We start from the raw sequence: 24,117 nt of genomic DNA on the forward strand, positions 1-24,117 counted from the left end.
TTTTCGATAATAGACCATACTTGGAGTCCCAATCCCCGGACAGGAGGCCGCCATGCGTGCCCAGGTAGCGGAATTCTTTGGTACTTTCTGGTTGGTGCTGGGTGGCTGCGGCAGTGCCGTACTGGCCGCCGCTTTCCCCGACGTCGGCATTGGCCTGCTTGGCGTCGCCCTCGCTTTTGGCCTGACGGTGCTGACCATGGCGTTTGCCATCGGCCACATCTCCGGCTGTCACCTCAACCCCGCCGTCACCATCGGTTTGTGGGCCGGTGGCCGCTTCGGCGCGGGCCAGATCCTTTCCTACATCCTGGCTCAGGTATTGGGCGGATTGGCGGCGGGGGGTGTGCTCTACCTGATCGCCAGTGGCCAAGCGGGCTTTGACCTTGCCGGCGGCTTCGCCTCTAACGGTTACGGCGAACACTCCCCCGGCGGCTACAGCCTGACGGCCGCCCTGATCTGCGAAGTGGTGATGACCGCCATGTTCCTGCTGGTGATCCTCGGGGCCACCGACAGCCGCGCCCCGGCGGGCTTTGCCCCCATCGCCATCGGCCTCTGCCTGACCCTGATCCACCTGATCTCCATTCCCGTCACCAACACCTCGGTCAACCCGGCGCGCAGTACCGGGGTAGCGCTGTATGTGGGTGACTGGGCCACCAGCCAGCTTTGGTTGTTCTGGGTGGCGCCCATTATTGGTGCCTTGATTGGGGCCGCCATCTACCGCTACCTTGGCGCTTCCTCAGCGCAATAAGGCGGCGTCATGATCACATTGGAACCGGCCCAGCGTCAGGCGATGCTGGGCCGCTTAAGCGATTACTTCGAACAGGAGCTGGACCGGGATCTCGGCCAGTTTGAGGCGGAGTTTCTGCTCGATTTTCTGCTCAAAACCCTTGGCCCGACCATCTACAACCAGGGCCTGCAGGATGCTCAGGCCCTGTTGCAACCCCGCATGGAGCTGGTGCTGGAATCCCTCTACGAACTGGAGCAGCGCGAGGCCTGACTCAGACCTGCACCAGCGAGCTGCTGCCGCCGGGGCGCCGTGACAAGGTGCCGATATTGGCCACCATGCGGCGGAACAGGATGACGTGGGCGGGCAGCATGGCCCACCAATACATCAGGCCCCAGACGCCGGACGGATACCACCAGCAGGTGAGGGACAGATAAGTGCCCTGCCCGTGGGGGCGCAGCTCAAAGGTGAGGCCCCCCATGCCCGGCGCCTTCATGCCAAACAGCAGGGTGAGGTGGCGCAGCGGTGTCAGCTCCGCCACGCTCCAGGAATCGACCCGATCGCCCTGACGCAGACGGTCCGGATCACGCCGGTAGTAGTCCATACCATTGCCGCCAATCAGGGCATCAAAGGCTTCGCGAATGCGCCACAGGGGGTCGAACGCAAAGTAGCGCGGCCGCCCGCCGATCCGGCACACCTCCTGCCAGACCCGCTCCACCGGCGCGTCGATCACCGCGCTGGCACCATCGGATTTTGGGTAGTAGGCGAACCGGGGCTGCCAGCGGCGGCGCATCACACTGGCCCGGGCCGGATGCTGCTCGGCCACCTGCTCCCGCTCCTCAGACAGTGCCAGTCGCACCGCCTCATCGAATCCCAGCAGGGTTTGCGGCAGCTTCTGCCGAATTACCCGGTCGTCGGCGGGCAGATCCTGCTTCAGTCCGCCAATCAACGCTTTGGCGATGCCGGTGGGCACCGCAGTGATAAAACGCAGCCAGCGGGCCGACAACCCCGGCGTCAGCAGGGGCACCGGCAGGATGTAGAGCCGACGGCCGACGATCTCGGCAAACCGGCGCATCTGCGCCTCGTAGCTCATCATCTCCGGCCCGGCCACGTCGTAGGTGGCGTCGCCCCGATCATCGAGGGTCAGCAGGCCGCTGAGATAGTGCAGCAGGTTGGGCAGGGCGATGGGGGCCATGGCGGAACGCACCCACTTGGGCGTGACCATGACCGGCAGGTTATAGACCAGATCGCGCATCACTTCGAAAGCGGCGGAGCCGGGCCCAATGACTATCGGGGCGCGGATCTCAGTCACGGGCACGGAACCCCGCCGCAAACCTTCCCCGGTGGCGCTGCGGCTGCGAAGGTGCAGCGAATCGGCCCCTTTGGGGTGCAGCGCGCCGAGATAAACCAGTCGTTTTACGCCCGCCTGTTCGGCGGCCTGAGCCAGATTGATGGCGCCGCGATGCTCCCGCTCGGCAAAGCCCTCGCCTTCGGTCATACCGTGCACCAGGTAATACACCACGTCGATGTCCGCCAGCGCCTCGGGCAGGGTGTCGGGCTTGAGCACGTCCACTTTGACGCACTCCACGCCCGGCCAATCCCGCTGCGCCAGCTGCTGCGGATGACGCCCGCCAGCACGGACCCAATAACCCTGCTTCAGCAGGTGTGGAATAAGGTGCCCGCCGATAAACCCGCTGGCGCCCAATACCAATAGCCGTTGGTGTTGCTGCATCACTCGCCCCTCCTCAGCCACTGAACTGGGTACGCTGCCTCAACCGGGGAAGATCAAAAACGGCGCCCCGAGGCGCCGTCTGTTGTGGTTCGCTGCGATTCAGTAGGCGTAAGCCCACTTATGCTGCCACGCCTCCGGCAGCTTGGCCTGGGCCCAGGCCTGTTTGCACAAGCCGCTGACGTCATCCCAGCGCCGGGCCAGCAACCACTGCACCAGCGCATCCCCCATCTGCGGGTAGACGATGGGTTCCATCTCCGGGCTGTGCAGCCACTGGGCCACCCGCTCAGGGCAGAGGGTTTTCATCGACTCCGCCGCCCCCAGCAGCTCCAGGGCCAACGCATTGGAGAGCTGTTCAAACTGGCCCTGTAGCGGTTTAAGCAGCAGCTTTTTGCCCAGCACCAGCGCTTCCGACACCAGCTCAAACCCGGCGGAGCAGATCACCCCACAACAGGAGGCCAGGTCATACTGAAAGCCCTCCCGACAGAACCCGTTCCACTGCACATGGGCGGGTAGGTCCGTCGGTGCGGCACTGCCGTGATAGACCACAAAATGGTTGTCGGTCAGCGGCGCCAGCAGGGCGACGATGTCGTCAGCGTCTTCAAACGGCAGGTACACCAACACCTTGCCGGTTTCCGTTGCCGCCGGTGCAATCTCCTCGATAAAGGGGGGCAGCAGGTCACAGCCGAAGTGGTGCCAATGGCAACCCAGGGCGATGCTGGTGGGGGCGAAATATTTCATGATCAGCCGGTTGTGCCAGCGGTCGCCGGTGATCGGCACATTGTGGTTAAACGCATTCTGGTGGCTGATGCCGATGCAGGGTTTGCCCTGTTGTTTGGCGGCCCAGGCCGACACCGGTTCAAAGTCGTTCAGCACCAGATCGTAACCGGACAGGTCGAGGCTTCGGATGTCGTTCCACAACGCCATCAGGTTATTGTCCCTCGCCGTCCGCAGCAGGCTGATCTGCCCTTTGTGGGTGCTGAAACTGAGCCCCTGTTTGCATTGGAAATCGCCAAAGTCCTCCATATCAAAGAACGTGTCCCGGGGACGGCCGGAGAACAGATAATCCACTTCCACTCCGGCGCGGGCAAAGGCCGGGGCGATCACCCGGGCCCGGGTCAGATGGCCATTACCGGTGCCCTGCACCCCATAAAGAATCCGCATCGACGCTTCCTTATCGCTGATTAACTTCAGTTTAGTGAATCCAGTACAGCCCCATGTGGCCCGCCCATAGCCCCAGGCTGGCCCCCGCCACGATGTCACCGGGGTAGTGCACCCCCAGCAGCACCCGGGACACTCCCACCAGCGTGGCCCAGCCATAGGCCAGCGGCATCAGGGGCGGCCAGTACCAGGCCAGCAGGGTGGCAAACAGAAACGCCGCCGCGGTATGGCCGGAGGGCAGGCTGAACTTGTCGTGGGGGTCCACCACCGCCACCACCCCGCCCATGTTGTGGCAGGGTCGGGCCCGCTTCAGGGTGTTTTTCAGCAGCCAGTAGGTGGGCAGCTCCAGCGCATAGGCGGCCAGCCCCGCCAGCAGAAACTGCTGGCCCCGGGCGCCCCCCAGTTCCGCCAGCAGCAGGGCAAACAATAGGTAACCCGCGCCGTCGCCGCTTAACGACACCCAACGAGCAGTGGGTCGCCACAGAGTGGGGGCGGGCAGACGTTGCAGTCGCGTCATCAGCTCCCGGTCCCAATGATCCATCCGTTGCCACATAAGCCAGTCCTCTCCTGCCTTTGCCCCACAAGCTAGGCGGCGGCCATGACACTCCCTTGACAGCAGAGGGTCGGGAGCATGACAAAGTGACGACGTTGCTGTGACAGCCTCCCCGGAGTGCACAAAAACCGGGCGATATGGCGCTGCACCATTGCAAAGCCCCGGTTTTTCATTACTTTGAAGGCAAAGCCCCCTTTTCCAGCGTGAAGCGCGAGGAGTCAGCATGCATTACAACACCTCTGAACTGTGTGATCTTTTCGGAGACCAGGTCGACGTGGTGGAGCCCATGTTCAGCAACTTTGGGGGGCGTCCCTCCTTTGGGGGGGAACTGCGTACGGTGAAGTGCTTCGAGGACTGCAGCGCCATTCTGGAGGCGCTGGAGCAGGATGGCACCGGTAAAGTGCTGCTGGTGGATGGCGGCGGTTCCCTGCGTCGCGCCCTGATCGACGCCGACATCGCCAGCCTGGCGGTGAACAACCGCTGGGAAGGCCTGGTGGTATACGGCTCCGTCCGTGACGTCGACGCACTGGAGGAACTGGACCTGGGCATCATGGCACTGGCCTCCATTCCGGTGGGTGCCGGCGAGAATGGCGAGGGCAGCCTCGACCTGCCGGTGAACTTCGGCGGCGTCACCTTCCTGCCGGAAGACCACCTCTACGCCGACAGCACCGGCATCATCCTGTCTCAGGACCCACTGGACATCGAATGAACCTGAACCTTGCCACGGCCGCGACCCTGGCCGACTACACCACCGCGCGGCCGGGCGAGCAACGCCTTGGCGAACATCTGCTGTTGCCCCAGGGCGACAGCCTTGCCGGGATCCTGTCCCAGGCCCGTACTGACGGCGCACGCTACGTCCTGTTGGGGGTGCCCGAGGACATCGGCCCCCGCGCCAACTGCGGCCGCGGCGGCAGCGATGCGGGCTGGGACGCCTTTTTGGCCCAGTTCCTCAATCTGCAGTCCAACGATTACATCGAGGGCAGTGACATCCTGCTGCTGGGTGCCCTGATGGTGGCCGACCTGCAGGACAGTGCTCAGGATCTCGACCCGCAACACCCGGCCGAGCTTGAGCAGCTGCGGGCCCTGACCGCCGAACTGGACAGCCGGCTGACGCCGGTGATCCGCGCCATCGTCTCGGCGGGCCTGGAACCCATCGTGATCGGCGGGGGCCACAACAATGCCTTTCCGCTGCTGTGCGGGGCCAGCCTGGCGCTGGATAAACCGCTGGCGGCGGTCAATCTCGACCCCCATGCCGACTTCCGCGCGGCGGAGGGGCGCCACAGCGGCAATGGCTTTGCCTACGCCTGGCGTCATGGCGCACTGAACTGGTACCGGGTGATTGGCCTGCATGAGCAGAAGAACAACGCCGCGGCGCTGAGCCAGATGCGCCAGCTCGGCATCCATCACATCAGCTTTCAGCAGATCTGGACCCGGCGACACATCGCGTTGAGCCAGGTGCTGGATGAAACCCTGGCGGAGCTGGAGATCCAGTCCCGCCCTCTCGGCATTGAGCTGGATATGGACGCCATCGAGTCGATGCCCTCCTCCGCGGAGTGCCGGGTCGGGGTGCCGATGAACGACGCCTGCCATGTCATCTACCGACTGGCCCAGTACCGGGACAGCCGCTACCTGCACCTGTGCGAAGGGGCACCGCGTTGCCATCCGTCCGGTGAGATCGCCGGACGGCGCAGTGTTGGCCAGGCCCTGTCAGAGCTGGTGCTGAGCTACCTGGCCGGTCGCGCCAACCCACTGCCCTGACGTTATACCGGGGCCGGACCATCCTCCGGCCCAAGGGGACGGGGGGCGAGCACCGCAAACCCCTGCACCCCATCCACCCCAAGTTGCCACAGTTGCCGGGCCAGCCCGGCGTCCTCCACCTGTTCCGCCACCACCAGAATGCCGCGGGCATGGGCCGCCGCCACCATCATCTCCACCAGCGCCGTGCCGTCGTGTTGGGTATCCCGGGTGTAGGCCGCATCCAGCTTGATGCCGGTCAGCCCCGGTTGCATCAACAGCGGTAAGCCTGCCGGGGTGGTGTGGTCCAGCCACACCGGCACCGACATCGCCGCCATCGCTTCGATAAAGCGGCTGGTCAGCTCCGGCTCGACCAGATAGGCGCGCTCGGGCAGCTCCAGCGCCAGTTGGCCATGATGGTTCAGCAGACGGCGGCGCAGGGCGGGCAGGAACAGCGGATCCAACACCGACTCCACGGTCAGGTTCACCGACAGGGGACGTTGCTCCGGCAGGCGGGCCAGCAGGGTATCGAGCACCAGCAGATCCAGCGTCTGATGACGCTGCTGGCGCGCCACCATCACCATTACCGGGCCCGGCGACAACCAGCGCTCACCATCGTGAAAGCGGGCCAGTACCTCTTCAAACAGCGCCTGACCATCCCGGTCATGGATGGGCTGGGCCAACAACCTCGGGGCCTGACTGAGCAACCGGGACAGCTGCTGCTCCTGCTGTTGCAGGCTGTAGCCGCCGCCCGCGCCCGCTTCACCCAACAGATAGAGGCTGTCGTCGTTGTGCCCCAACGCCTCGGACAGCAACCCCTCCAGTTCCGCCTCCACCTCAACGGGGTTGGCATTGAGCGCGTAGGTATTCGCCACCAGCAGCACCCGCTGGCCCCCCCACTGGCGCAGCGCCACCAGCACCCGCTGGCGCAACTCGCTCTCCCATTGCGCCAGATCACTGGGACCGCTGCCGGGCAGCAGCAGCAGGAAGTCGGCAAACCCGGTGCGATAGGCCCGGGCGCTGGGCAGTTTCAGTACCCACTCATTGAGGATGTCCGCCAGCTGTTGCATCAGGGTCTGCTCACCATCCACCCCGCGGGCCAGTTCGACCTTATCCAGCCCCACCAGGTGCAGCCGGGCGACCATGCCGCCGGCCATCTCCCGGTCCTTGGTCAGCTGCCCCAGCCGGTTGCGGGCCCGGCTGAGGTTGCCCAGCCCGGTGTCGGCATCCAGTTGGGTCTGCTGGCGCAGGCGTTCGATCCGCTGGCACTGCTCCTTAAACAGCGCTTCCGAGGTGGAGACCATCTGGTTCATCGCCAGCACCAGCGAGCGCAGTTCGCGGATCCGGGGCAGCTCCGGCTGACGCAGGTAGCGACGCTTGCGGATGCCATCGGCCTGCCGACGGGCCGCCTGCAACGGCTCCAGCACCCGCCGCAGCAACAACGCTCCGAGGGCGATGGCGATGGCCGCCAGCACCAGTGCCACCCACAGCAGGTGTTTGGTCAGTTGCCACAGGTGGTCCTGCGCCCGGGCCGGGCTGGCCTGAACCTGCAGGGTCGCCACCGTCACCCAACCGCCGCTGACCTCAGTGGTCATCACCGGCGCTTGCAGCGGAAACATCCGGCGGAACCAGCTGGGGGTGTCCTCACCGTAAAACACGCTCTGGCGCGCGATACGGCGGTCGCCCTCGGTCTCTTCCACCACCAGCAGGCTGTACTCACCGCTGTCATTGATGGCGTCCACCATGGAGCCAGCCAACACCCAGTCCTCCGCTTGTAGCACCGGCGCCAGCGACAGCCCCAGCGAGGTGGCCGTGTCCGCACCGTGTACCGCCAACTGTTGGCTGAGGTAGTCCTGAGTGGTGCGCAGGTAGAGCCAGAGGCTGCTTGCCGTCAGGCTGCCCACCAGTACCACCAGGGCGATCAAAAGCAGTCGAAACAACGTCATCAGTCCTCCTACTCTCCCTCGATGGTGATCCGATCCACCAGTTCCTGCCAGAGCTCAACGCCACTGTCGCCGCTTTTCAGGCGCACCCCCTGGTCAAACGCCCTCGCCCGCCACAGCCCTTCACCGTTGAAGCTGTAGACCGGCACCAGGTCGGGCCGCTCACTGCCCGGCAGAATGTCGGGATTGAGGTTATCCAGCACCAGCGGCATGCCATTGGGGCTGGGCAGATAGGTCAACACCATATGGGCCTGATTCAGGGTGACCGCCTTGGCGTAGGTCAGCCGCAGCTTGTCGGCTGGCACCCCAAGCACCCGCAGGGTGAAATACTTGGCGATGGCGAAGTCCTCGCAATCCCCCCCGCCACTGGCAACGAACTCCAGCGGCGTGGCCCAGTAATCGGGCTGGCCCCAATGGGTTTGATCGTCGACAAAGGTCAGCCCGTTGAAATAGTCGTTCACCCGTTGCAACTGCTCCGGCACCGGCCGGGCGGCGGCCACTTCCCGGTCCAGAAACTGGCCGAGGGCCTCGGCCCGGTCCCGCCCCTCGGCGCCAAAGCGCTGCCCCAGCGCATCCAGGCGCTGAGGCGAAAAGTAGCGGCGCCAGGGCTCGGAGGGGGAATCCGCGCGCAATGGCAGGCTCAACAGGAAGACCAGGACAATTGTCAGACGCACCGGGGATCACAGGGTTGATTGGCTTGTCGTTTTGGCAGGATCACAGTTCATGAATTAGACAGCATCCTGCGACGCAAGCACCGTTTCTGTTAATTGGTTTAAAGTGTAGACTGTGGCCCCAAACCCAAGATGGCTGCACAGGATTGACAACAGCATGGCCGACGGCGCTGACAACAAAACTCATTTTGGCTACAAGCAGGTAGAGAAAGACCGCAAAGCAGAGATGGTGGCGGACGTGTTCCACTCCGTGGCGTCCAAGTACGACCTGATGAACGACCTGATGTCCTTCGGCGTTCACCGCTACTGGAAGCGTTTTACCATCGAATGTGCAGCGGCCCGCCCTGGCATGAAAGTGCTGGATCTGGCTGGCGGCACCGGTGACCTGACCGCCAAGTTCTCCCACCTGGTGGGCGAAACCGGCGAAGTGGTTCTGGCCGACATCAACGACTCCATGCTGAAAGTGGGCCGTGCCAAGCTGCACGACATGGGCGTGGTCGGCAACGTCAGCTACGTTCAGGCCAACGCCGAAGCGCTGCCGTTCCCGGACAACCACTTTGACATCATCACCATCGCTTTCGGTCTGCGTAACGTGACCGAAAAAGAGAAGGCGCTGAAGTCGATGCAACGCATCCTCAAGCCCGGCGGCAAGCTGCTGGTGCTGGAGTTCTCCAAGCCGCAGAACGCACTGATGCAGAAGGCCTACGACTTCTACAGCTTCCAGGTGATTCCGCGCATGGGTTCCATGGTGGCCGGTGACGCTGAGTCCTACCGCTACCTGTCCGAATCCATCCGTGTCCACCCGGACCAGGAAACCCTCAAGCAGATGATGCTGGATGCCGGTTTCGACCAGGCCGACTACGTCAATATGACCAACGGCGTGGTGGCGCTGCACCGCGGCTATAAGTTCTAAAGCCGATGCGGATCGCCACCCTCGTGGCCGGGGTAATGGAAACCACCCTGGCCCAACTGTTGCGTTTCCACCCCGATCCGAACCCCCTGGCCCGATGGCAGGGTCAGGTGGTCCGGTTACAGCTCAGTGAGCTGCCCTTCCCGCTTTTCCTGATCCTGCGTGACCCTATCCAGGTCTACAGCGAATACGACGGCGACACTCAAGCCCAGCTCAGCCTCAGTCTGCTGACCCTGCGCCAGGTGTCCCAGGGCGCCTCGCTGTCCACTCTGGTGAAAGAGGGGGCGCTGGAGATCGAAGGTGACATGCAGCTGGTGGGCAAGCTGGCCAACCTGCTGGGCGCCATCGAGCCGGACCTGGCCGAGCCGCTGAGCCGCTACCTGGGCGATGCCATGGCCTACCGTGTCGATCAGACCGGCCGGGCACTGCTCAACCGTGCCGAGCAGGATCTGAACCGCCTGCACCAGCACACCGGTGAAGTGCTGCGGGAGGAGTTGCGGCTGGCCCCGGGACAGAGCGAAGTGGCCCACTTTGTTGAGCAGGTGGATGCCCTGGCTCAACAGGTTGAGCAACTGGCCCGTCGCCTGACGGAACTGGAGCGGCGTTCATGACCCTGGCGTCGCTGCGTCGCAGCTGGCAGATTGCCCGCACCCTGCACCGATACCGCCTGCTTGATCTGTTGCCCGAATCGCGCCGCCCCGCCCTGCTGGTGTGGCTCGACCGGCTGTTGTTCTGGCTGCCCCGCACCGCCCAGCATGAAGCCCCGGCGGTACGACTGAAGCTGGCCCTGCAGGCGCTGGGCCCGGTTTACATCAAGTTCGGCCAGATGCTTTCCACCCGGCGCGACCTGCTGCCGGATGAACTGGCCGATGCGCTGGCCCTGCTGCAGGACCAGGTCCCTCCCTTCTCCCCCGACCAGGCCACTGCGCGCATTGAAGCGGCGCTGGGCCAACCCATCGACGCCCTGTTCGACGACTTTAACCCCACTCCACTGGCCTCCGCTTCGGTGGCGCAGGTCCACACCGCCCGGCTCAAGTCCAACGGTGATGAGGTGGTGATTAAGGTGGTGCGTCCCGGCATTGAGTCGGTGATCCGCGCCGACCTGGCCCTGATGGCTCAGGTCGCCCGCCTGCTGGCGGCCAGCCCTACCGGCCAGCGCCTGCACCCGGTGGAGGTGGTCGAAGATTACCGCCGCACCATCCTGGCGGAGCTGGACCTGACCCGCGAAGCGGACAACGCTCAGCGCCTGCGCGCCAACTTTGAAGGGTCTGACGCACTGTACATCCCCAGGGTGTATGAGCAGTTCAGCCACCCCAACCTGATGGTGATGGAGCGCATCTACGGCATTCCGGTCACCGACATTGCGGCCCTGCATGCCCAGGGTACCGACATGAAGAAGCTGGCTGAACGTGGGGTGGAGGTGTTCTTCACCCAGGTGTTCCGGGACAACTTCTTCCACGCCGACATGCACCCGGGCAACATCTTTGTCTCCCGCGAACATCCGGACGACCCGATGTACATCGGCATCGACTGCGGCATCGTCGGCCACCTGTCCGAACAGGACAAGCGCGATATGGCGGAGATCTTCCTGGCCTTCTTTAACCAGGATTACCGCCGTCTGGCGCAACTGTTCCTGCAAACCGGCTGGGTGGACGCCAAGGCGGATCCAGTGGCCTTTGAGCACGCCCTTAAGCAGGTGTTCGCACCGCTGGAGAACAAGCCGCTGTCGGAGATCAGCTTCGGCCAGCTGCTGGTTGACCTGTTCCGCACCGCCCACGAGTTCGGCATGGTAGTCAAACCTCAGCTGGTGCTGCTGGAGAAAACCCTGCTCTATATCGAAGGACTCGGTCGCCAGCTCTATCCGCAATTGGATCTTTGGGACACCGCCAAACCGTTCCTGGAACAGTGGATGGCGCAGCAGATGGGGCCCCAGGCCTACTGGCAACGGGTTAAGGAATCCGCGCCGTTCTGGGCGGAGAAACTGCCTGAACTGCCGGATCTTTTGCATGACAACCTGACCCTGGGCCGCACCCTGCTGACCAATCCCCGGCAGGTTCTGGAACCCTACATTCAGGAACGTCGTCGCCAACACAGAAGCCAAATTTTCCTCGTGATAGGTGGGTGTTTGGTGATCTCCAGCACAATCCTCTTTGGTAAAACCGTTACAATCTGGCCTTCCATGGCGTTGGCAACGGCGGGCTTTGTGGCCTGGATCACGTGCTGGCGAATTAGGAAACCGTGATTAACCACGGTACACTTGAAGATGATTTCTCAGGCTGAATAACAGCCGCAAACCGTAAATGGGAGCCACTATGGGCAACATCAGCATCTGGCAACTTCTGATCGTCGCACTGATCGTAGTTTTGCTGTTCGGAACCAAGAAACTGCGCGGCATCGGCGGCGACCTCGGCGGCGCTGTTAAAGGCTTCAAGAAAGCCATGTCCGACGAAGATTCCGCTGCGGCCGACAAGAAAGCACTGGAAGACAACGGCAAAGAGACTACCGCTCAAAACACTGCTGCCCAGAACACCACTGAGCAGAAGAACAAAGAACAGGCGTAATCCCTTATGTTCGACGGGTTCGGCTTTTTCGAAATGCTGGTGGTCGTGGTGCTGGGCCTGATTGTGCTCGGCCCGGAACGACTGCCCGTGGCGGTACGTACCGTCTCCGGCTGGGTCCGCACCATTAAGCGGATGGCCGGTTCTGTGCGCACCGAGCTGGAACAGGAGCTGAAAATCGAACAGCTCCAGGCGGATCTGAAAAAGGCGGAAGCCAAGGGGCTCAAGGATCTTGACCCCGGCCTGCAGCAATCCATCCAGGAACTGCGGGAGGCTGCCCAATCGGTAAACCGCCCCTACGCGGAAAGCGACGCTCAGGCCCCGGCCGCAGAGCCCGCTCCGGCGACCGCGGACAACGAGACCAAACCGGCAGCAGCCGCACCTGCAGCAGCGCCGGCCGAGTCCAAGCCCAAAGAGTAAACCATGTCTGACCAGCAACCCTTGATTAGCCACTTGATGGAGCTGCGCAGCCGTTTGATGAAGGCAATCGGCTCCGTTCTGGTGGTGTTTTTCTCTCTGGCCTACTGGTCCAAAGACATCTACCACTACCTCTCCAAACCGCTGCTTGAGGTAATGCCTGAGAGTGCATCGATGATCGCCACCGACGTGGCCTCGCCGTTCTTTGCACCCTTCAAGCTGACCCTGGTGGTGTCCTTCTTCCTCGCGATTCCGTACGTGCTGTACCAGATGTGGGCCTTTATTGCGCCGGGTCTGTACAAGCATGAACGCAAGATGATCATGCCACTGCTGGCCTCCAGTACGGTGCTGTTCTACTCCGGCATCGCGTTTGCCTACTTCGTTGTGTTCCCGGTGGTGTTTGGCTTCTTCACCAGCGTGGCACCGGAAGGGGTGCAGGTGGCAACGGACATCAACAGCTACCTCAACTTCGTTTTGAAGCTGTTCTTCGCTTTCGGTCTGGCGTTTGAGATCCCCATTGCGGTGATGCTAATGTGCTGGACAGGCGCCACCGACGTGGCAAGCCTGAAAGAGAAACGCCCCTACATCATCGTGGGTGCCTTCGTAATCGGTATGGTGCTGACCCCGCCGGACGTGATCTCTCAGTCCATGCTGGCCATCCCCATGCTGCTGCTGTTTGAAGCGGGCCTGTTCTTTGCCCGGTTCTACACGCCGAAGGACGACGAAGAAGAGGAAGAGGGCGAACACGCTACGGACTAACAGGCGATAGCAGGGCTATCGCCTCCATGGAGGGAGAATGCGCGCTACCCTGCTGCTACTGACCCTGATTTCCGGCGGCACTTATGCCGCCGGATTTGGTTGTACTGACCAACCCGACCAACGGGCCCGTCTGGCCTGTTACGACCAGCTGGCCGAAGCCATCGCCCAGTGCGCTGGCCAACAGGACCAACTCGACCGTCTGCTCTGCTACGACGAATTCAGCAAAGCCGCTGGCCGTACCGTACCCGCTGCCGTCGCTCCTGCTGCTCCCGTGGCCGCCGCCCCTGCCGTGGTCGCGCCCCAGGCCGATCCGGAAGCGGAATTTGGCGTTACTACGCCCAAAGCCGAGGCCATCGACGCCATCACCAGTGCGGTTACCAAGGTCACCACCAACCCCTACGGGCAATGGACCCTGACCCTGGAGAATGGCCAGCGCTGGCGCCAGACCGAATCCCGCCGCTACAAAGTAAAAAGCGGGGATACCGTGACCATTGAGCGTGCCTCACTGGGCTCCTTCCTGCTGTCCGCCGAAGGCCGTAACGGCTCCACCCGGGTGAAGCGACTCGACTGATGCACTGGACCGACATCGCCGTCAACCTGCTCTCTGGCCAACTGGCCGGAGAGATTGACCAAACGCTGGAAAACGCCAAAGCCGCCGGGGTACACCGGGTGGTGGCGCTGGCCAGCGATCTCGCTGAAGCCACCGCACTGCAAGCCATTCAGGCCGATTATCCGGCCCTGAAGCTGACCGCTGGCGTTCACCCCCATCACGCCAGCGAATGGGCCAGTGACCGCGTCGAACGGCTGGTCAGGCTGATACAGCATCCTGCCGTGATTGCCATTGGTGAGTGTGGGCTCGACTACTTCCGCGACTTCTCCTCCCGCGAGGCGCAACGCGCCGCGTTTGAGGCCCAACTGGAACTGGCGGTTGAACACCGCCGCCCGCTGGTGCTGCACTGCCGGGAGGCTTATGACGACTTTATTCCGATGGTCGCCCGCTACCGGGACCGATTGCCCGGCGCCGTGCTGCACTGCTTTACCGGCACCGCTGACGAGCTTCAGGCGGCACTGGACCTGGACCTTCACATCGGCATCACCGGCTGGATCTGCGACGAGCGACGCGGCACCGAGCTGCGCCAGCTGGTGACCCGCATCCCTGATCATCGCCTGCTGCTGGAAACCGACTCCCCCTATCTGCTGCCCCGTGATCTGCGCCCCAAACCGAAAAGTCGGCGCAATGAACCGGCCCATTTGCCCCATATCGCCCGAACCGTTGCCCAACTTCGCAGTCAAAGCGAGCAGGCACTGAGTGAGCTGACCGAGGCCAACGTCAAGCAGTTGTTTCAGTTGTGACCTCTGCCATACACCGTAACCACCAGTTTGCTAACATGACACGCTGAAATCGCCCTGGCGATCATCCAATTTCACTACAAGGAGTGATCCGTGAGCCAAGTAACCGGAGCCTTTCCCCGTCGACGTCCGCGTCGTATCCGCAAGCACGACTTTTCCCGTCGCCTGATCGCGGAGAACACCCTGACGGTCAACGATCTCATCTACCCGGTGTTCGTACTGGAAGGCAACAACCGTCGCGAAGCGGTTGAGTCCATGCCGGGCGTAGAGCGCCTGTCCATCGACCTGCTGCTGGAAGAGATGGCAGAGCTGGTGGCCCTGGGCGTGCCTGCGGTGGCCCTGTTCCCGGTCACCCCGCAAGAGAAAAAATCCCTCGGTGCGGAAGAAGCCTTTAACCCGGAAGGTCTGGCTCAGAAAGCGGTTCGTGCCCTGAAGCGCGCCTTCCCGGAGCTGGGTGTGATCACCGACGTGGCGCTGGATCCCTTCACCACCCACGGTCAGGACGGCATCATCGACGAGTCCGGCTACATCCTCAATGACATCACCACCGAAGTGCTGGTGAAGCAGGCTCTGTCCCACGCCGAAGCCGGTGCCGACATGGTGGCCCCGTCCGACATGATGGATGGCCGTATCGGCGCCATCCGTGACGCACTGGAAGCCGCGGGTCACATCAACACCCAGATCATGGCGTACTCCGCCAAGTACTCCTCCAGCTTCTACGGCCCGTTCCGCGACGCCGTTGGCAGCGCAGGCAACCTGGGCAGTGGCAACAAGCACACCTACCAGATGGACCCGGCCAACAGCGATGAAGCGATTCAGGAAGTGGCCATGGACATCGAGGAAGGGGCGGACATGGTGATGGTGAAACCGGGTATGCCCTACCTGGACATCGTTCGCCGCGTGAAGACCGAACTGAAAGTGCCCACCTTTGCCTACCAGGTGAGTGGTGAGTACGCCATGCTCAAAGCCGCAGCCCAGAATGGCTGGCTGGATGAGAAGAAGGTGGTTCTGGAAGCGCTGCTGTGCTTCAAGCGTGCCGGTGCCGATGGCATCCTCACCTACTTCGCCAAGCCGGTTGCACGCTGGCTGAAAGAGGCCGAGTAAGCCTCACTAAGCAAAAACGGGCAGGCTCTCCTGCCCGTTTTCACGCTTTCGCTGCTTTTTTGTCCCGTCTCACAGTTCCCATGAACGCCCCGCACTTTTTGCCCCGGTTGCCCTCATACTGGTGACACAGACGTGAACGGACAAGGGAGATTCACCATGAAACGCACTCTGTTAGCCCTGGTACTGGCCCCGCTGATGATGGGCCCGGCAATGGCCGCTCAGGGCGGTTGCGGTTTCGATAACCAAGCCGAAGGTGGCCTGTTTGCCACCTGCGAAGAGGAGAAGAAGGAAGTGATCCTGACCGGACTCCTTGGTTTCGAAGAGCTGCGCCAGCAGCCCGGTTATGAAGCCAACTTCGATGCCTACCAGGCCGACGCGGCCCTGGTGGCCAAACTGGCCGCCATCGACACCCCCACCGAGCTGGTGGTGATTGTGGGTACCTGGTGCCCCGACTGTCATCGCGAAACCCCGCGACTGGCCAAAATCCTGGCCGAAGCCAATAACCCCAACCTGAGCGTCAAGTACATCGGCATCGATCGCAGCCGCACCGATCCCGAAGGCCTGGCCGCCCAGTATGACTTCCAGCGCATCCCGACAGTGCTGGTGTTCCAGGAGGGTGAAGAGCAGGGTCGCATCGTTGAGCGTCCCACTTCAGAAACCCTGGAGCAGGACCTGATGAATATCCTCGGCACCACCGAGTAAGCGTCCACGTTCAGAAAAACCCGCCATAAGGCGGGTTTTTTTATGCTCTGCCATGCGCTCAGGCGGCCATTCAGTGTCGACATCGGGCATCGCCCACAAGCTGTTTCAGGATATGTCAGCAGCGCAGGGCGCAAACCCGGTTTTGCACTTCGCATACCGGCAGTTAGCCAACACTCCCCCGCACCACCTCTGTGATTTCCTTACACTCCCACACCCTTTCGCAACACCCGGAACCGCCATGCCAACCATGGTTTCAAAGTGCCCACTCCTCGCTTAAGGAATCGCCGATGAAAGCCGTTGCCCTTACCGCCATGATCAGCCTGGGCTTTATCGCCACCAGCCAGGCCGCCTCGGTCGAGTTTGTGCCTCAGGACCGTTCTACCGCCACCAAGCTCTGTATCGCCGCCGCCACCATGAAACCGATGCAGTTACGTCAGGCCATTAAGCATCAGGGCCTGACCGAACAATCGGCGGTTCGCGCCATCGACTGCAATGATGAAAACATCGCGACCTTTGCCGCCCGCTATAACCCCGACCGACGGTCGGTGCGGCGCCTGGGTGTTTATGCCCCACAGGGCACCGTGACCATTCAGGAGCAGGCCCAAACCCACTCGGATACGCCAGTGGTGATCGCCCTGACCGGCCGCTATCGCTAACGCTGACACCACCTGTGAAACGCGGCCCCGATTTGGGGCCGCTGCGTTTTTAACCGCCCCGTGAAACCGGTCACAGTTCGGTGTGATGGCACTGGCGCAACGGCCGTTGCCGATTATGATGCCCAAAAATAACAATTCAAATAAAGGGCATTTTTATGCACACAAACCTCTCCCGTCGCCACTTTCTCGGATCCAGCGCTGCACTGGGCGCACTGGCCCTAACTGGCTGTCAAAGCAACGCATCTGGCGCTGCCGAACTGCCATTTGCCGCCACAGACGGCAACGGCCCCCTGGCGCTCAATTTCAATGAAAATTCATTGGGACTGCCGCCCGCATCTCAGCAGGCGCTGGCCAAGGCACTGCCCAACGCCTTCCGCTACCCGGACCAGGCCAAGTCAGAGTTGATGGCCAGCCTGGCCAGCCACCACCAGATCAGTGCGGACCAGCTGATCTACGGCAACGGCTCCTCCGAGATCCTGAAGATGGCGGTGGACGCCATGGCCGAACCGGGCGCCCAGCTGGTGATGCCCGACCCCACCTATGGGGTGGCGGAAGACTATGCCCTGGCCCGGGGCCTCAAGGTGGTGAAAGTGCCGCTGACGTCGACGTTCGAGACCGACATCGCGGCGATGAAGGCCGCCGTTGCCGCCCACCCGGGCAAGTCCGTGGTGTATCTGTGCAACCCCAATAACCCCACCGGCCTGATGCTGCCACAGGGCGAGCTGGCCAACTGGCTGGCGCAGGGCTCCGATGCTCTGAGCTTCATCCTGGATGAAGCCTATGCGGAATACGTCAATGACCCGGCCTTTGTCTCCGCCATCGGCCTGACCCAGACCAACCCGCATCTGGTGGTGGCCCGTACCTTCTCCAAAATTTACGCCCTGGCCGGTTTGCGGGTCGGCTACGGCGTCGCGCACCCGAGTCTGATCAAGGCGATGGCGGCCCAGGCCAGTATCGACAACGCCAACCTGGCAGGCTGTGTCGCCGCCAAAGCCGCGCTGGAGGACAAGGATTGGGTTGCCCACTCCCGCCGCAGCAATCAGGACGCGCTGGCGCTGGTGATGGCCACGCTGGAGGCGCTGGGCCTGAAGGCGCTGCCCTGCAACGCCAACTTCCTGTTCCACGAGGTGAAGGGCGACACCGCTCAGTACCAGCAGCGGATGGCCGACGCCGGCATTCTGGTTGGCCGCGCCTTTAACCACAGCAATGGCTGGAACCGACTCTCTCTGGGCCGCCCGGACGAGATGAAACGGTTCTGCCAGACCCTGATCCAGTTCCGCCAGAAAGGCTGGGTATAATCCACAAAAAAGGTTCTTCGCGGATTAGCGGAGAAAGAAGGCAGAAGCGACTTCTCAAAGACAATACCTCTCGGTGGCCTCTGAGGGATCGCTGCTGATTTCGAATTGGAATGAGCACCCAACTATCACGGCGTAGCCGTCCACCAAACGCCGACTCGCGGCGCCGAGCGGGAGCGACTGGGAGTGAAGCCGAGGGCCAGGGATGGCCCGAGTGCCAGCCGAGCAGGGAGGCGAGTCTGGCCAGTGCTGAACGGGAAGGAGTGGGAGCGAGGGGCTTTCGCCGCGCCGGAGGCAGGGGTGTCAAGAGCGGGGCGCGCAGCCGGGCAGCGCCCTTCTGGTGCCCGCCGGGGCATCCCGGCAACGGCTCAGTAGGTCGCAACGGGCTCGGAGCCGAGGCTCCCACGAAAATATGCGATGAACCACAAAAAAGGGCAGCCACTGGCTGCCCTTTTCATTCGGTAACGACCACTTATTTGGCCACGTTGCCTGCCACGTTCAGCGCGTCCCAGGTGCGCGCGAATGGTGGCGCATAAACCAGGTCCATCATGCCCAGATCGGCGGTGGTCAGGTTGCCCTGAATGGCCGCGGCCAGGGTATCCACCCGCAGCACCGCACCCTCTCCACCAGCCAGCTGGCCACCCAGCAGGCGTTTGGTGCCCGCTTCGTACACCAGCTTGACCCGGATCGGCGCCTGGCCCGGCACGTAGTTGGTGGTGTTCTTGTCGTCGATCACCACGCTCTTTACGTCCAGTCCCAGCGCTTCTGCTTCACGCAGGCCCAGGCCGGTACGGCCCGCTTCCACGTCCAGCACCCGCACACCGGCGCTGCCCAGGGTGCCGGGGAACGCCTTCTCGGCGCCACACAGGTTCTCCCCCACCAGACGGCCAATCTTATTGGCAGTGGTCGCCAGCGGGATGTACACCGCCTGCTGACGTACCCGGTGCCACACGGTGGCACAGTCGCCGGCGGCGTATACGTCCGGCAGACTGGTGCGGCCCTGCTCGTCGATGACGATGGCACCGTTGGCCAGGCGCTCAATGCCGGTATCGGCAAGGAACTCGGTGGTCGGCCTGACCCCGGTGGCCACCACCACCAGATCCGCCGGGTAGACGCCCTTATCGGTTCGCACCTGAGTCACGGTGCCCTCACCCTCCAGGGCTTCAACCCGCTCCCCCAGATGCAGGGCGATGTCGTGGCGACGGATCGCCGCTTCGATGATGTCGCTCATCTCGCTGTCGAAGGACTCCGCCAGCACACGGTCCGCCAGCTCCACCAGGCGAACCTGCTTGCCGCGGTGGTGCATCGCTTCCACCACTTCCAGGCCGATGTAACCGGCACCGATCACCACCACGTTCTGAATCGCGTCCTGCTCCGCCAGCGCACGCAGCGCCAGGCCATCGTCCATCGACTTGAGGAAATGGACGTTGGCCAGCTCCAGTCCCGCCACCGGCGGACGCACCACCGAGGCACCGGTGGCGATCATCAACTTGTCATAGGGCTGCTCAAAGCGTTCGCCACTGGCCAGGTTGGTCACCACCGCCAGCTTGGCTTGTGCGTCGATGCGCTCAACCCGATGGCCGGTGCGCAGGTCGATGCCAGAGGCGCGGAACTGCTCCACGCTGCGCTCCGCCATATAGCCCGGCTCATCGAAGGAGCCGCCGACAAAATAGGGCAGGCCACAAGCGCCAAAGGAGACCACCTCACCCTGTTCAAATACGGTGATGGTGGCGTCGGGAGCGCTGCGACGCGCCTTGGCGGCAGCGCTCATACCGGCGGCTTCTGCGCCGATGATCAGGATCTTCATATCACTTCCTGCAACAAACAAACGGGCCGCCCAATGTGGCGGCCCGGGGCAACAATGGTGGGGATCAGGATACCGATTCCAGGTCCAGTTCCAACTCCTGCTCGCCATTGTAGACCGACATGTCGGTCTGCCCCAGCACGCGGCTGGTGACGAAGCCGGAGGTGATCGCACCGTTCACGTTCAGGGCGGTACGGCCCATGTCGATCAGCGGCTCAATGGAGATCAGCAGGCCGACCAGCGCCACCGGCATATCCAGCGCGGTCAGCACGATCAACGCGGCAAAGGTGGCGCCGCCACCCACACCGGCCACCCCGAAGGAGCCCACCACGATGGTGGCGATCACGGTGGCGATGAACATCGGGCTCATCGGGTCGATGCCCACGGCCGGGGCGATCATCACCACCAGCATGGCCGGGTAGATACCGGCACAACCGTTCTGGCCGATGGTGGCACCGAACGACGCGGCAAAGTTGGCGATACCATCCGGGATACCGAGCTGACGGGTTTGGGTCTGCACGGTCAGCGGGATGGTGCCGGCACTGGTGCGGCTGGTGAAGGCAAAGGAGAGCACCGGCAGCACCTTCTTGACGTAGGTGAAGGGGTTACCGCCCGCCAGGGTGATCAGCAGCAGGTGCACGCCAAACATCAGCGCCAGGGCCAGATAAGAGGCCAGCACAAAGTTAAACAGGTTGAGGATGTCGGCAAAGTTGGAGCCCGCCAGCACCTTGGTCATCAACGCCAGTACACCGTAGGGGGTCAGGCGCAGCACCAGGGTCACGATGCGCATCACAATGGCGTAAGCCACCTGCATAAAGCTGTCGAACTTGTCCGCCAGCTCCGGCTGCTTCTTATGCACACCCAGCGCGGCGATGCCGACAAAGGCGGAGAAGATCACCACTGAGATGATGGAGGTGTCACGGGCACCGGTCATGTCGAGGAAGGGGTTAGCGGGGATCAGCTCCACCAGGGTGCGGGCGATGGAGATCTGCTCCGCAGCGCCTTCCCGGGCCACCAGCGCGGCAGCGCGCTCCGCTTCACGGGCACCTTCGGTCAGCCCCTCAGCGGAGAGACCAAACAGGTGCGCCACGGCCATACCGATAAGGCCGGCGATGGCCACGGTAAACAGCAGAACACCAATGGTCAGGCCGGAGATCTTACCCAGCGACTGGCCATCCTTCAGTTTCAGGATGGCGCTGATGATGGAGACCATCACCAGGGGCACCACGATCATCTTAAGCAGCTGTACGTAGCCCTTACCGACGATGTCGAAGTACTCGATGGATTGGCTCAGTACCGGCGAGCCACTGCCATAGGCCCACTGCAGGATGGCACCGTAACCGATACCCAGGCCCAGGGCCAGGAACACCCGGCGGGTAAATTTGACGTGTTTCTGCTGCAGCGTGAACAGCAGGTAGAACAGTCCCAACATCACCACGACGTTGAGCAAAATAGACAAACTCATAGTACTCGTACCTTATCCGGGTAAATATCCCGGTTCGCCTCTTAATACTGGCGGGAGTGGTTGTAATTATGTTGCAACCCAAAGGATCCCTCTGGGTTTCTCCCTCTAGACGCGCAGCATACCCAATGGCGCGCCCAGATCTTTATGCCCAAATGGAATAATAAAGTCTATTTGAGTAATTAACGGTCGGTGTCAGCCAGTTCCCGCGCCAGCTCTACCAGCACACCCTCACGCAACGCGCCGCCAGCCAGAGCCAGCTGAGGCAGTTCCAGTGCCGTCATAAAGCCCGTCAGCAGGGCAACACCAGCGGCAAAGGTGGGCACCCGCTCCGGGTCGAGGCCGGGCAACGCGTTGTGGCCCAGGTTCAGCAACTCATCGCGTACCTGGGAAAGTTCGATTGGGGTAATCGCTTCCAGCGGTGTGCCCCGGGCTTCAAACAACTCAAACAAACTGCGGACGGTGCCGGAGACGCCCAGCGCTTCAATGCCATGGTAGGGCGCCAGTTGCTCGGCAAACGGCGCCAGCGCCTCGCTGACGGTCTGTGCGACCTGATCAAAGGCGTCGGCACTGATGCCCTGCTGCAACGCCCCCTGCATGGTGGTGACGCAGCCCAGTTCAAAGGAGTGCTTAAACGCCATGGCCTGCTCATCGCCCACCACCAACTCGGTACTGGCGCCGCCGATGTCCAGCACCATCACGGTGCCGGTTACGGCGGTGGCTGCCCGCATCCCCTGGTAGATCAGAGTGGCTTCACGCTGGCCGCTGATCACCTCAATGGGGTAACCGAGGCGAGGCTCCCCTTCCGCGATGAACTGAGCTGCGTTGTCGGCTTGGCGCAGGGCGGCGGTGGCCAGCACCGCCACTCGGGCGGGTTGGTACTGCTTCAGCAACTCGCCAAACCAGGCCAGGCAATCCAGTCCTTCGGCCATGGCGTCATCGCCAATGTGGCCGTCCAGGGCCAGGCCCCGGGCAAGACGGGCTTTGCGTTTGTGTTTGGCAATGATGGTGGGAACCGCCGGGCCGGTTTTGGCAATCAGCAGATTAAAGCTGTTGGAGCCAAGGGTGATGGCGGCAACCAGGGTGTCGGAAGGGTCGGTTTGGGGTTTTACCATAGGGGAGTGGGTTCATCGGGCCTGGCCCGCTCAGTGCTAGTCCTCGCCATTGGCTTTGCAATGGCAAAACGGCGGCCATCAGGCCGCCGTTATCCGTTTATCGCCGGGGCCGCGGGCCCCGTCCGCCGCCACTACGGCCGTCGCGTCGCTGACCATCGCGACCACCCGGACGGCGGTTGCGCTGGATGCGTTGCGGACGCGGAATGTCAGTCAGCAGAGCGGTGGCATCGTAGCTGCTCACCGGGATCTGATGGCCAATGTACTCTTCGATGGCCGGCAGGTTCAGAGCGTACTGCTCACAGGCAAAGCTGATGGAGTGCCCGGTAGCGCCCGCACGACCGGTACGACCGATGCGGTGTACGTAGTCTTCGGCATCGTCCGGCAGGTCGTAGTTGAATACGTGGGTCACGTCAGCGATGTGCAGACCACGGGCTGCCACGTCGGTGGCCACCAGGAAGTCGACTTCACCGGCTTTGAACTGCTCCAGGATCTTGACCCGCTTCTTCTGCGGTACGTCACCGGTCAGCAGGCCCACGCGGTGGCCATCGCCCGCCATCCAGGCCCAGATGTCTTCACAACGGTGCTTGGTGTTGGCGAAGATGATCGCCTTGTCCGGCCAATCTTCCTCAATCAGGGTCAGCAGCAGACGCATCTTGTCATCGTTGGAGGGGTAGAACAGCTCCTCCTTGATGCGCTTACCGGTTTTCTGCTCCGGCTCCACCTGCACGTGCTCCGGCTCGTTCATGTGCTCGTAGGCCAGCTCCTGCACCTTAAAGGAGAGGGTGGCGGAGAACAGCATGTTACGACGCTCAGCCGGGGCCGGCATACGACGGAACAGGTAGCGGATGTCTTTGATAAAGCCCAGATCGAACATGCGATCGGCTTCATCCAGCACCATCACCTGGATGCCGTTAAGCTTGTAGGTGCCCTGCTTGTAGTAGTCGATCAGGCGACCGGTGGTGCCGATAAGGATATCGACGCCCGCCTCCAGGGTGGCGCGCTGGCTGTCGTAGCCTTCGCCGCCATAGGCCAGACCCAGCTTCAGGCCGGTGGCCTCGGACAGCGGTTCCGCGTCCTTAAAGATCTGGATGGCCAGTTCCCGGGTCGGGGCCATGATAAGGGCGCGGGGGCTCTTACCATCGTGACCTTCCGGGGCGGGCTGCTTCAGCAGCTCGTGGAAGGTGGCGACCAGGAACGCCAGAGTTTTGCCGGTACCGGTCTGGGCTTGACCCGCAATGTCCTTACCGGACAAGACGATAGGCAGGGTCAGCGCCTGAATCGGCGTGCAGTGGGTAAATCCACTCGATTCCAGGGCTTCAACCACTTGGGGAGCCAGCGGAAAATCGGCGAATTTGGTTTCGGTAAGATGGGTCTTAGTCATAACGGTGCAGCATATCGGAAGCGCTTGCCATTGGGAACCTAATCAAGTCAAATAATCGCCATATCTCATCGTCTTCGGACCCTTCAATCCCA

25 protein-coding genes are annotated in these 24,117 nt (G+C 62.6%); 16 read left to right on the top strand and 9 right to left on the bottom strand.

All coding sequences use genetic code 11. The features are described from left to right. The first annotated feature begins 52 nt into the window (after positions 1 to 52). Together aqpZ and FBAL_RS18085 are read left to right on the top strand one after the other, a co-directional pair. Positions 53 to 745: an aquaporin Z gene (aqpZ, locus tag FBAL_RS18080; RefSeq protein WP_013347041.1), complete on the top strand. Its 693-nt coding sequence runs from the start codon at positions 53 to 55 to the stop codon at positions 743 to 745. 9 nt (positions 746 to 754) lie between these two features. Further along, positions 755 to 994: a DUF2164 domain-containing protein gene (locus FBAL_RS18085; protein ID WP_013347042.1), complete on the top strand. Its 240-nt coding sequence runs from the start codon at positions 755 to 757 to the stop codon at positions 992 to 994. A 1-nt stretch (position 995) separates the two neighbouring features. On the opposite strand, the gene FBAL_RS18090 is transcribed toward FBAL_RS18085, so the two are convergent. From FBAL_RS18090 to FBAL_RS18100, 3 genes are all read right to left on the bottom strand, one after another. Next, positions 996 to 2,453 carry a DUF2867 domain-containing protein gene (locus FBAL_RS18090; protein WP_013347043.1) on the bottom strand — a complete coding sequence of 486 codons (1,458 nt, stop codon included), beginning with the start codon at positions 2,451 to 2,453 and terminating at the stop codon, positions 996 to 998. Between the two features lie 99 nt (positions 2,454 to 2,552). Next, a complete protein-coding gene (locus tag FBAL_RS18095; protein ID WP_013347044.1) occupies positions 2,553 to 3,614 on the bottom strand; it encodes an MJ1255/VC2487 family glycosyltransferase in 1,062 nt (353 codons plus the stop codon). A gap of 31 nt (positions 3,615 to 3,645) precedes the next feature. Next, positions 3,646 to 4,164: a phosphatase PAP2 family protein gene (locus FBAL_RS18100; protein WP_013347045.1), complete on the bottom strand. Its 519-nt coding sequence runs from the start codon at positions 4,162 to 4,164 to the stop codon at positions 3,646 to 3,648. 223 nt (positions 4,165 to 4,387) lie between these two features. Between FBAL_RS18100 and rraA the strand changes: the two genes are divergently transcribed. Together rraA and FBAL_RS18110 are read left to right on the top strand one after the other, a co-directional pair. Beyond that, the gene (gene rraA / locus FBAL_RS18105) at positions 4,388 to 4,873 is read left to right on the top strand and encodes a ribonuclease E activity regulator RraA (RefSeq protein ID WP_013347046.1); all 486 of its coding nucleotides are present in this window, start codon (positions 4,388 to 4,390) and stop codon (positions 4,871 to 4,873) included. Continuing rightward, positions 4,870 to 5,922, top strand: coding sequence for a formimidoylglutamase (locus FBAL_RS18110; protein WP_013347047.1), 1,053 nt, complete (start codon positions 4,870 to 4,872; stop codon positions 5,920 to 5,922). The genes rraA and FBAL_RS18110 overlap by 4 nt, the downstream gene beginning before the upstream one ends. A 2-nt stretch (positions 5,923 to 5,924) precedes the next feature. On the opposite strand, the gene FBAL_RS18115 is transcribed toward FBAL_RS18110, so the two are convergent. Together FBAL_RS18115 and FBAL_RS18120 are read right to left on the bottom strand one after the other, a co-directional pair. After that, positions 5,925 to 7,844, bottom strand: coding sequence for a bifunctional diguanylate cyclase/phosphodiesterase (locus FBAL_RS18115; RefSeq protein WP_013347048.1), 1,920 nt, complete (start codon positions 7,842 to 7,844; stop codon positions 5,925 to 5,927). An 8-nt stretch (positions 7,845 to 7,852) separates the two neighbouring features. After that, positions 7,853 to 8,515 (bottom strand): transglutaminase-like cysteine peptidase, encoded by a 663-nt coding sequence (locus tag FBAL_RS18120; protein WP_013347049.1) that lies wholly within the window; start codon positions 8,513 to 8,515, stop codon positions 7,853 to 7,855. 154 nt (positions 8,516 to 8,669) lie between these two features. Here FBAL_RS18120 and ubiE point away from each other — a divergent pair, with 154 nt between their 5' ends. The 12 genes from ubiE (at position 8,670) to FBAL_RS18180 (ending at position 18,266) form a co-directional block, all read left to right on the top strand. Next, positions 8,670 to 9,425 carry a bifunctional demethylmenaquinone methyltransferase/2-methoxy-6-polyprenyl-1,4-benzoquinol methylase UbiE gene (gene ubiE, locus FBAL_RS18125; protein ID WP_013347050.1) on the top strand — a complete coding sequence of 252 codons (756 nt, stop codon included), beginning with the start codon at positions 8,670 to 8,672 and terminating at the stop codon, positions 9,423 to 9,425. 5 nt (positions 9,426 to 9,430) lie between these two features. Next, positions 9,431 to 10,033, top strand: coding sequence for a ubiquinone biosynthesis accessory factor UbiJ (locus FBAL_RS18130; protein WP_013347051.1), 603 nt, complete (start codon positions 9,431 to 9,433; stop codon positions 10,031 to 10,033). Then, positions 10,030 to 11,664 (top strand): ubiquinone biosynthesis regulatory protein kinase UbiB, encoded by a 1,635-nt coding sequence (gene ubiB / locus FBAL_RS18135; protein WP_013347052.1) that lies wholly within the window; start codon positions 10,030 to 10,032, stop codon positions 11,662 to 11,664. Before FBAL_RS18130 ends, ubiB begins: the two co-directional genes overlap by 4 nt. Positions 11,665 to 11,734: 70 nt before the next feature. Then, positions 11,735 to 11,983, top strand: a complete 249-nt coding sequence (tatA, locus tag FBAL_RS18140; RefSeq protein WP_013347053.1) for a Sec-independent protein translocase subunit TatA — start codon at positions 11,735 to 11,737, stop codon at positions 11,981 to 11,983. A gap of 6 nt (positions 11,984 to 11,989) precedes the next feature. Next, positions 11,990 to 12,400 (top strand): Sec-independent protein translocase protein TatB, encoded by a 411-nt coding sequence (gene tatB, locus FBAL_RS18145; RefSeq protein WP_013347054.1) that lies wholly within the window; start codon positions 11,990 to 11,992, stop codon positions 12,398 to 12,400. Between the two features lie 3 nt (positions 12,401 to 12,403). After that, positions 12,404 to 13,156 carry a twin-arginine translocase subunit TatC gene (gene tatC, locus FBAL_RS18150; protein WP_013347055.1) on the top strand — a complete coding sequence of 251 codons (753 nt, stop codon included), beginning with the start codon at positions 12,404 to 12,406 and terminating at the stop codon, positions 13,154 to 13,156. Between the two features lie 37 nt (positions 13,157 to 13,193). After that, positions 13,194 to 13,727, top strand: coding sequence for a hypothetical protein (locus tag FBAL_RS18155; RefSeq protein WP_013347056.1), 534 nt, complete (start codon positions 13,194 to 13,196; stop codon positions 13,725 to 13,727). After that, positions 13,727 to 14,509, top strand: coding sequence for a TatD family hydrolase (locus FBAL_RS18160; protein WP_013347057.1), 783 nt, complete (start codon positions 13,727 to 13,729; stop codon positions 14,507 to 14,509). The genes FBAL_RS18155 and FBAL_RS18160 overlap by 1 nt, the downstream gene beginning before the upstream one ends. A gap of 90 nt (positions 14,510 to 14,599) precedes the next feature. Beyond that, positions 14,600 to 15,610 (top strand): porphobilinogen synthase, encoded by a 1,011-nt coding sequence (hemB, locus tag FBAL_RS18165; protein WP_013347058.1) that lies wholly within the window; start codon positions 14,600 to 14,602, stop codon positions 15,608 to 15,610. 156 nt (positions 15,611 to 15,766) lie between these two features. Next, a complete protein-coding gene (locus FBAL_RS18170; protein WP_013347059.1) occupies positions 15,767 to 16,312 on the top strand; it encodes a thioredoxin family protein in 546 nt (181 codons plus the stop codon). Between the two features lie 287 nt (positions 16,313 to 16,599). After that, the gene (locus FBAL_RS18175; RefSeq protein ID WP_013347060.1) at positions 16,600 to 16,968 is read left to right on the top strand and encodes a DUF3718 domain-containing protein; all 369 of its coding nucleotides are present in this window, start codon (positions 16,600 to 16,602) and stop codon (positions 16,966 to 16,968) included. A 155-nt stretch (positions 16,969 to 17,123) separates the two neighbouring features. Next, a complete protein-coding gene (locus FBAL_RS18180; RefSeq protein ID WP_013347061.1) occupies positions 17,124 to 18,266 on the top strand; it encodes a pyridoxal phosphate-dependent aminotransferase in 1,143 nt (380 codons plus the stop codon). A 469-nt stretch (positions 18,267 to 18,735) separates the two neighbouring features. Here FBAL_RS18180 and FBAL_RS18185 read toward each other — a convergent pair whose 3' ends face one another. From FBAL_RS18185 to rhlB, 4 genes are all read right to left on the bottom strand, one after another. Then, positions 18,736 to 20,070, bottom strand: a complete 1,335-nt coding sequence (locus FBAL_RS18185; protein WP_013347062.1) for a CoA-disulfide reductase — start codon at positions 20,068 to 20,070, stop codon at positions 18,736 to 18,738. Between the two features lie 64 nt (positions 20,071 to 20,134). Next, the gene (locus FBAL_RS18190) at positions 20,135 to 21,532 is read right to left on the bottom strand and encodes an L-cystine transporter (RefSeq protein WP_013347063.1); all 1,398 of its coding nucleotides are present in this window, start codon (positions 21,530 to 21,532) and stop codon (positions 20,135 to 20,137) included. A gap of 179 nt (positions 21,533 to 21,711) precedes the next feature. Beyond that, complete coding sequence (locus FBAL_RS18195) at positions 21,712 to 22,644, bottom strand: Ppx/GppA phosphatase family protein (protein WP_013347064.1); 933 nt, start codon at positions 22,642 to 22,644, stop codon at positions 21,712 to 21,714. A 97-nt stretch (positions 22,645 to 22,741) separates the two neighbouring features. After that, the gene (rhlB, locus tag FBAL_RS18200) at positions 22,742 to 24,025 is read right to left on the bottom strand and encodes an ATP-dependent RNA helicase RhlB (protein ID WP_013347065.1); all 1,284 of its coding nucleotides are present in this window, start codon (positions 24,023 to 24,025) and stop codon (positions 22,742 to 22,744) included. Positions 24,026 to 24,117: the final 92 nt, after the last annotated feature.

Source organism: Ferrimonas balearica DSM 9799, assembly GCF_000148645.1.
Classification (GTDB): domain Bacteria; phylum Pseudomonadota; class Gammaproteobacteria; order Enterobacterales; family Shewanellaceae; genus Ferrimonas; species Ferrimonas balearica.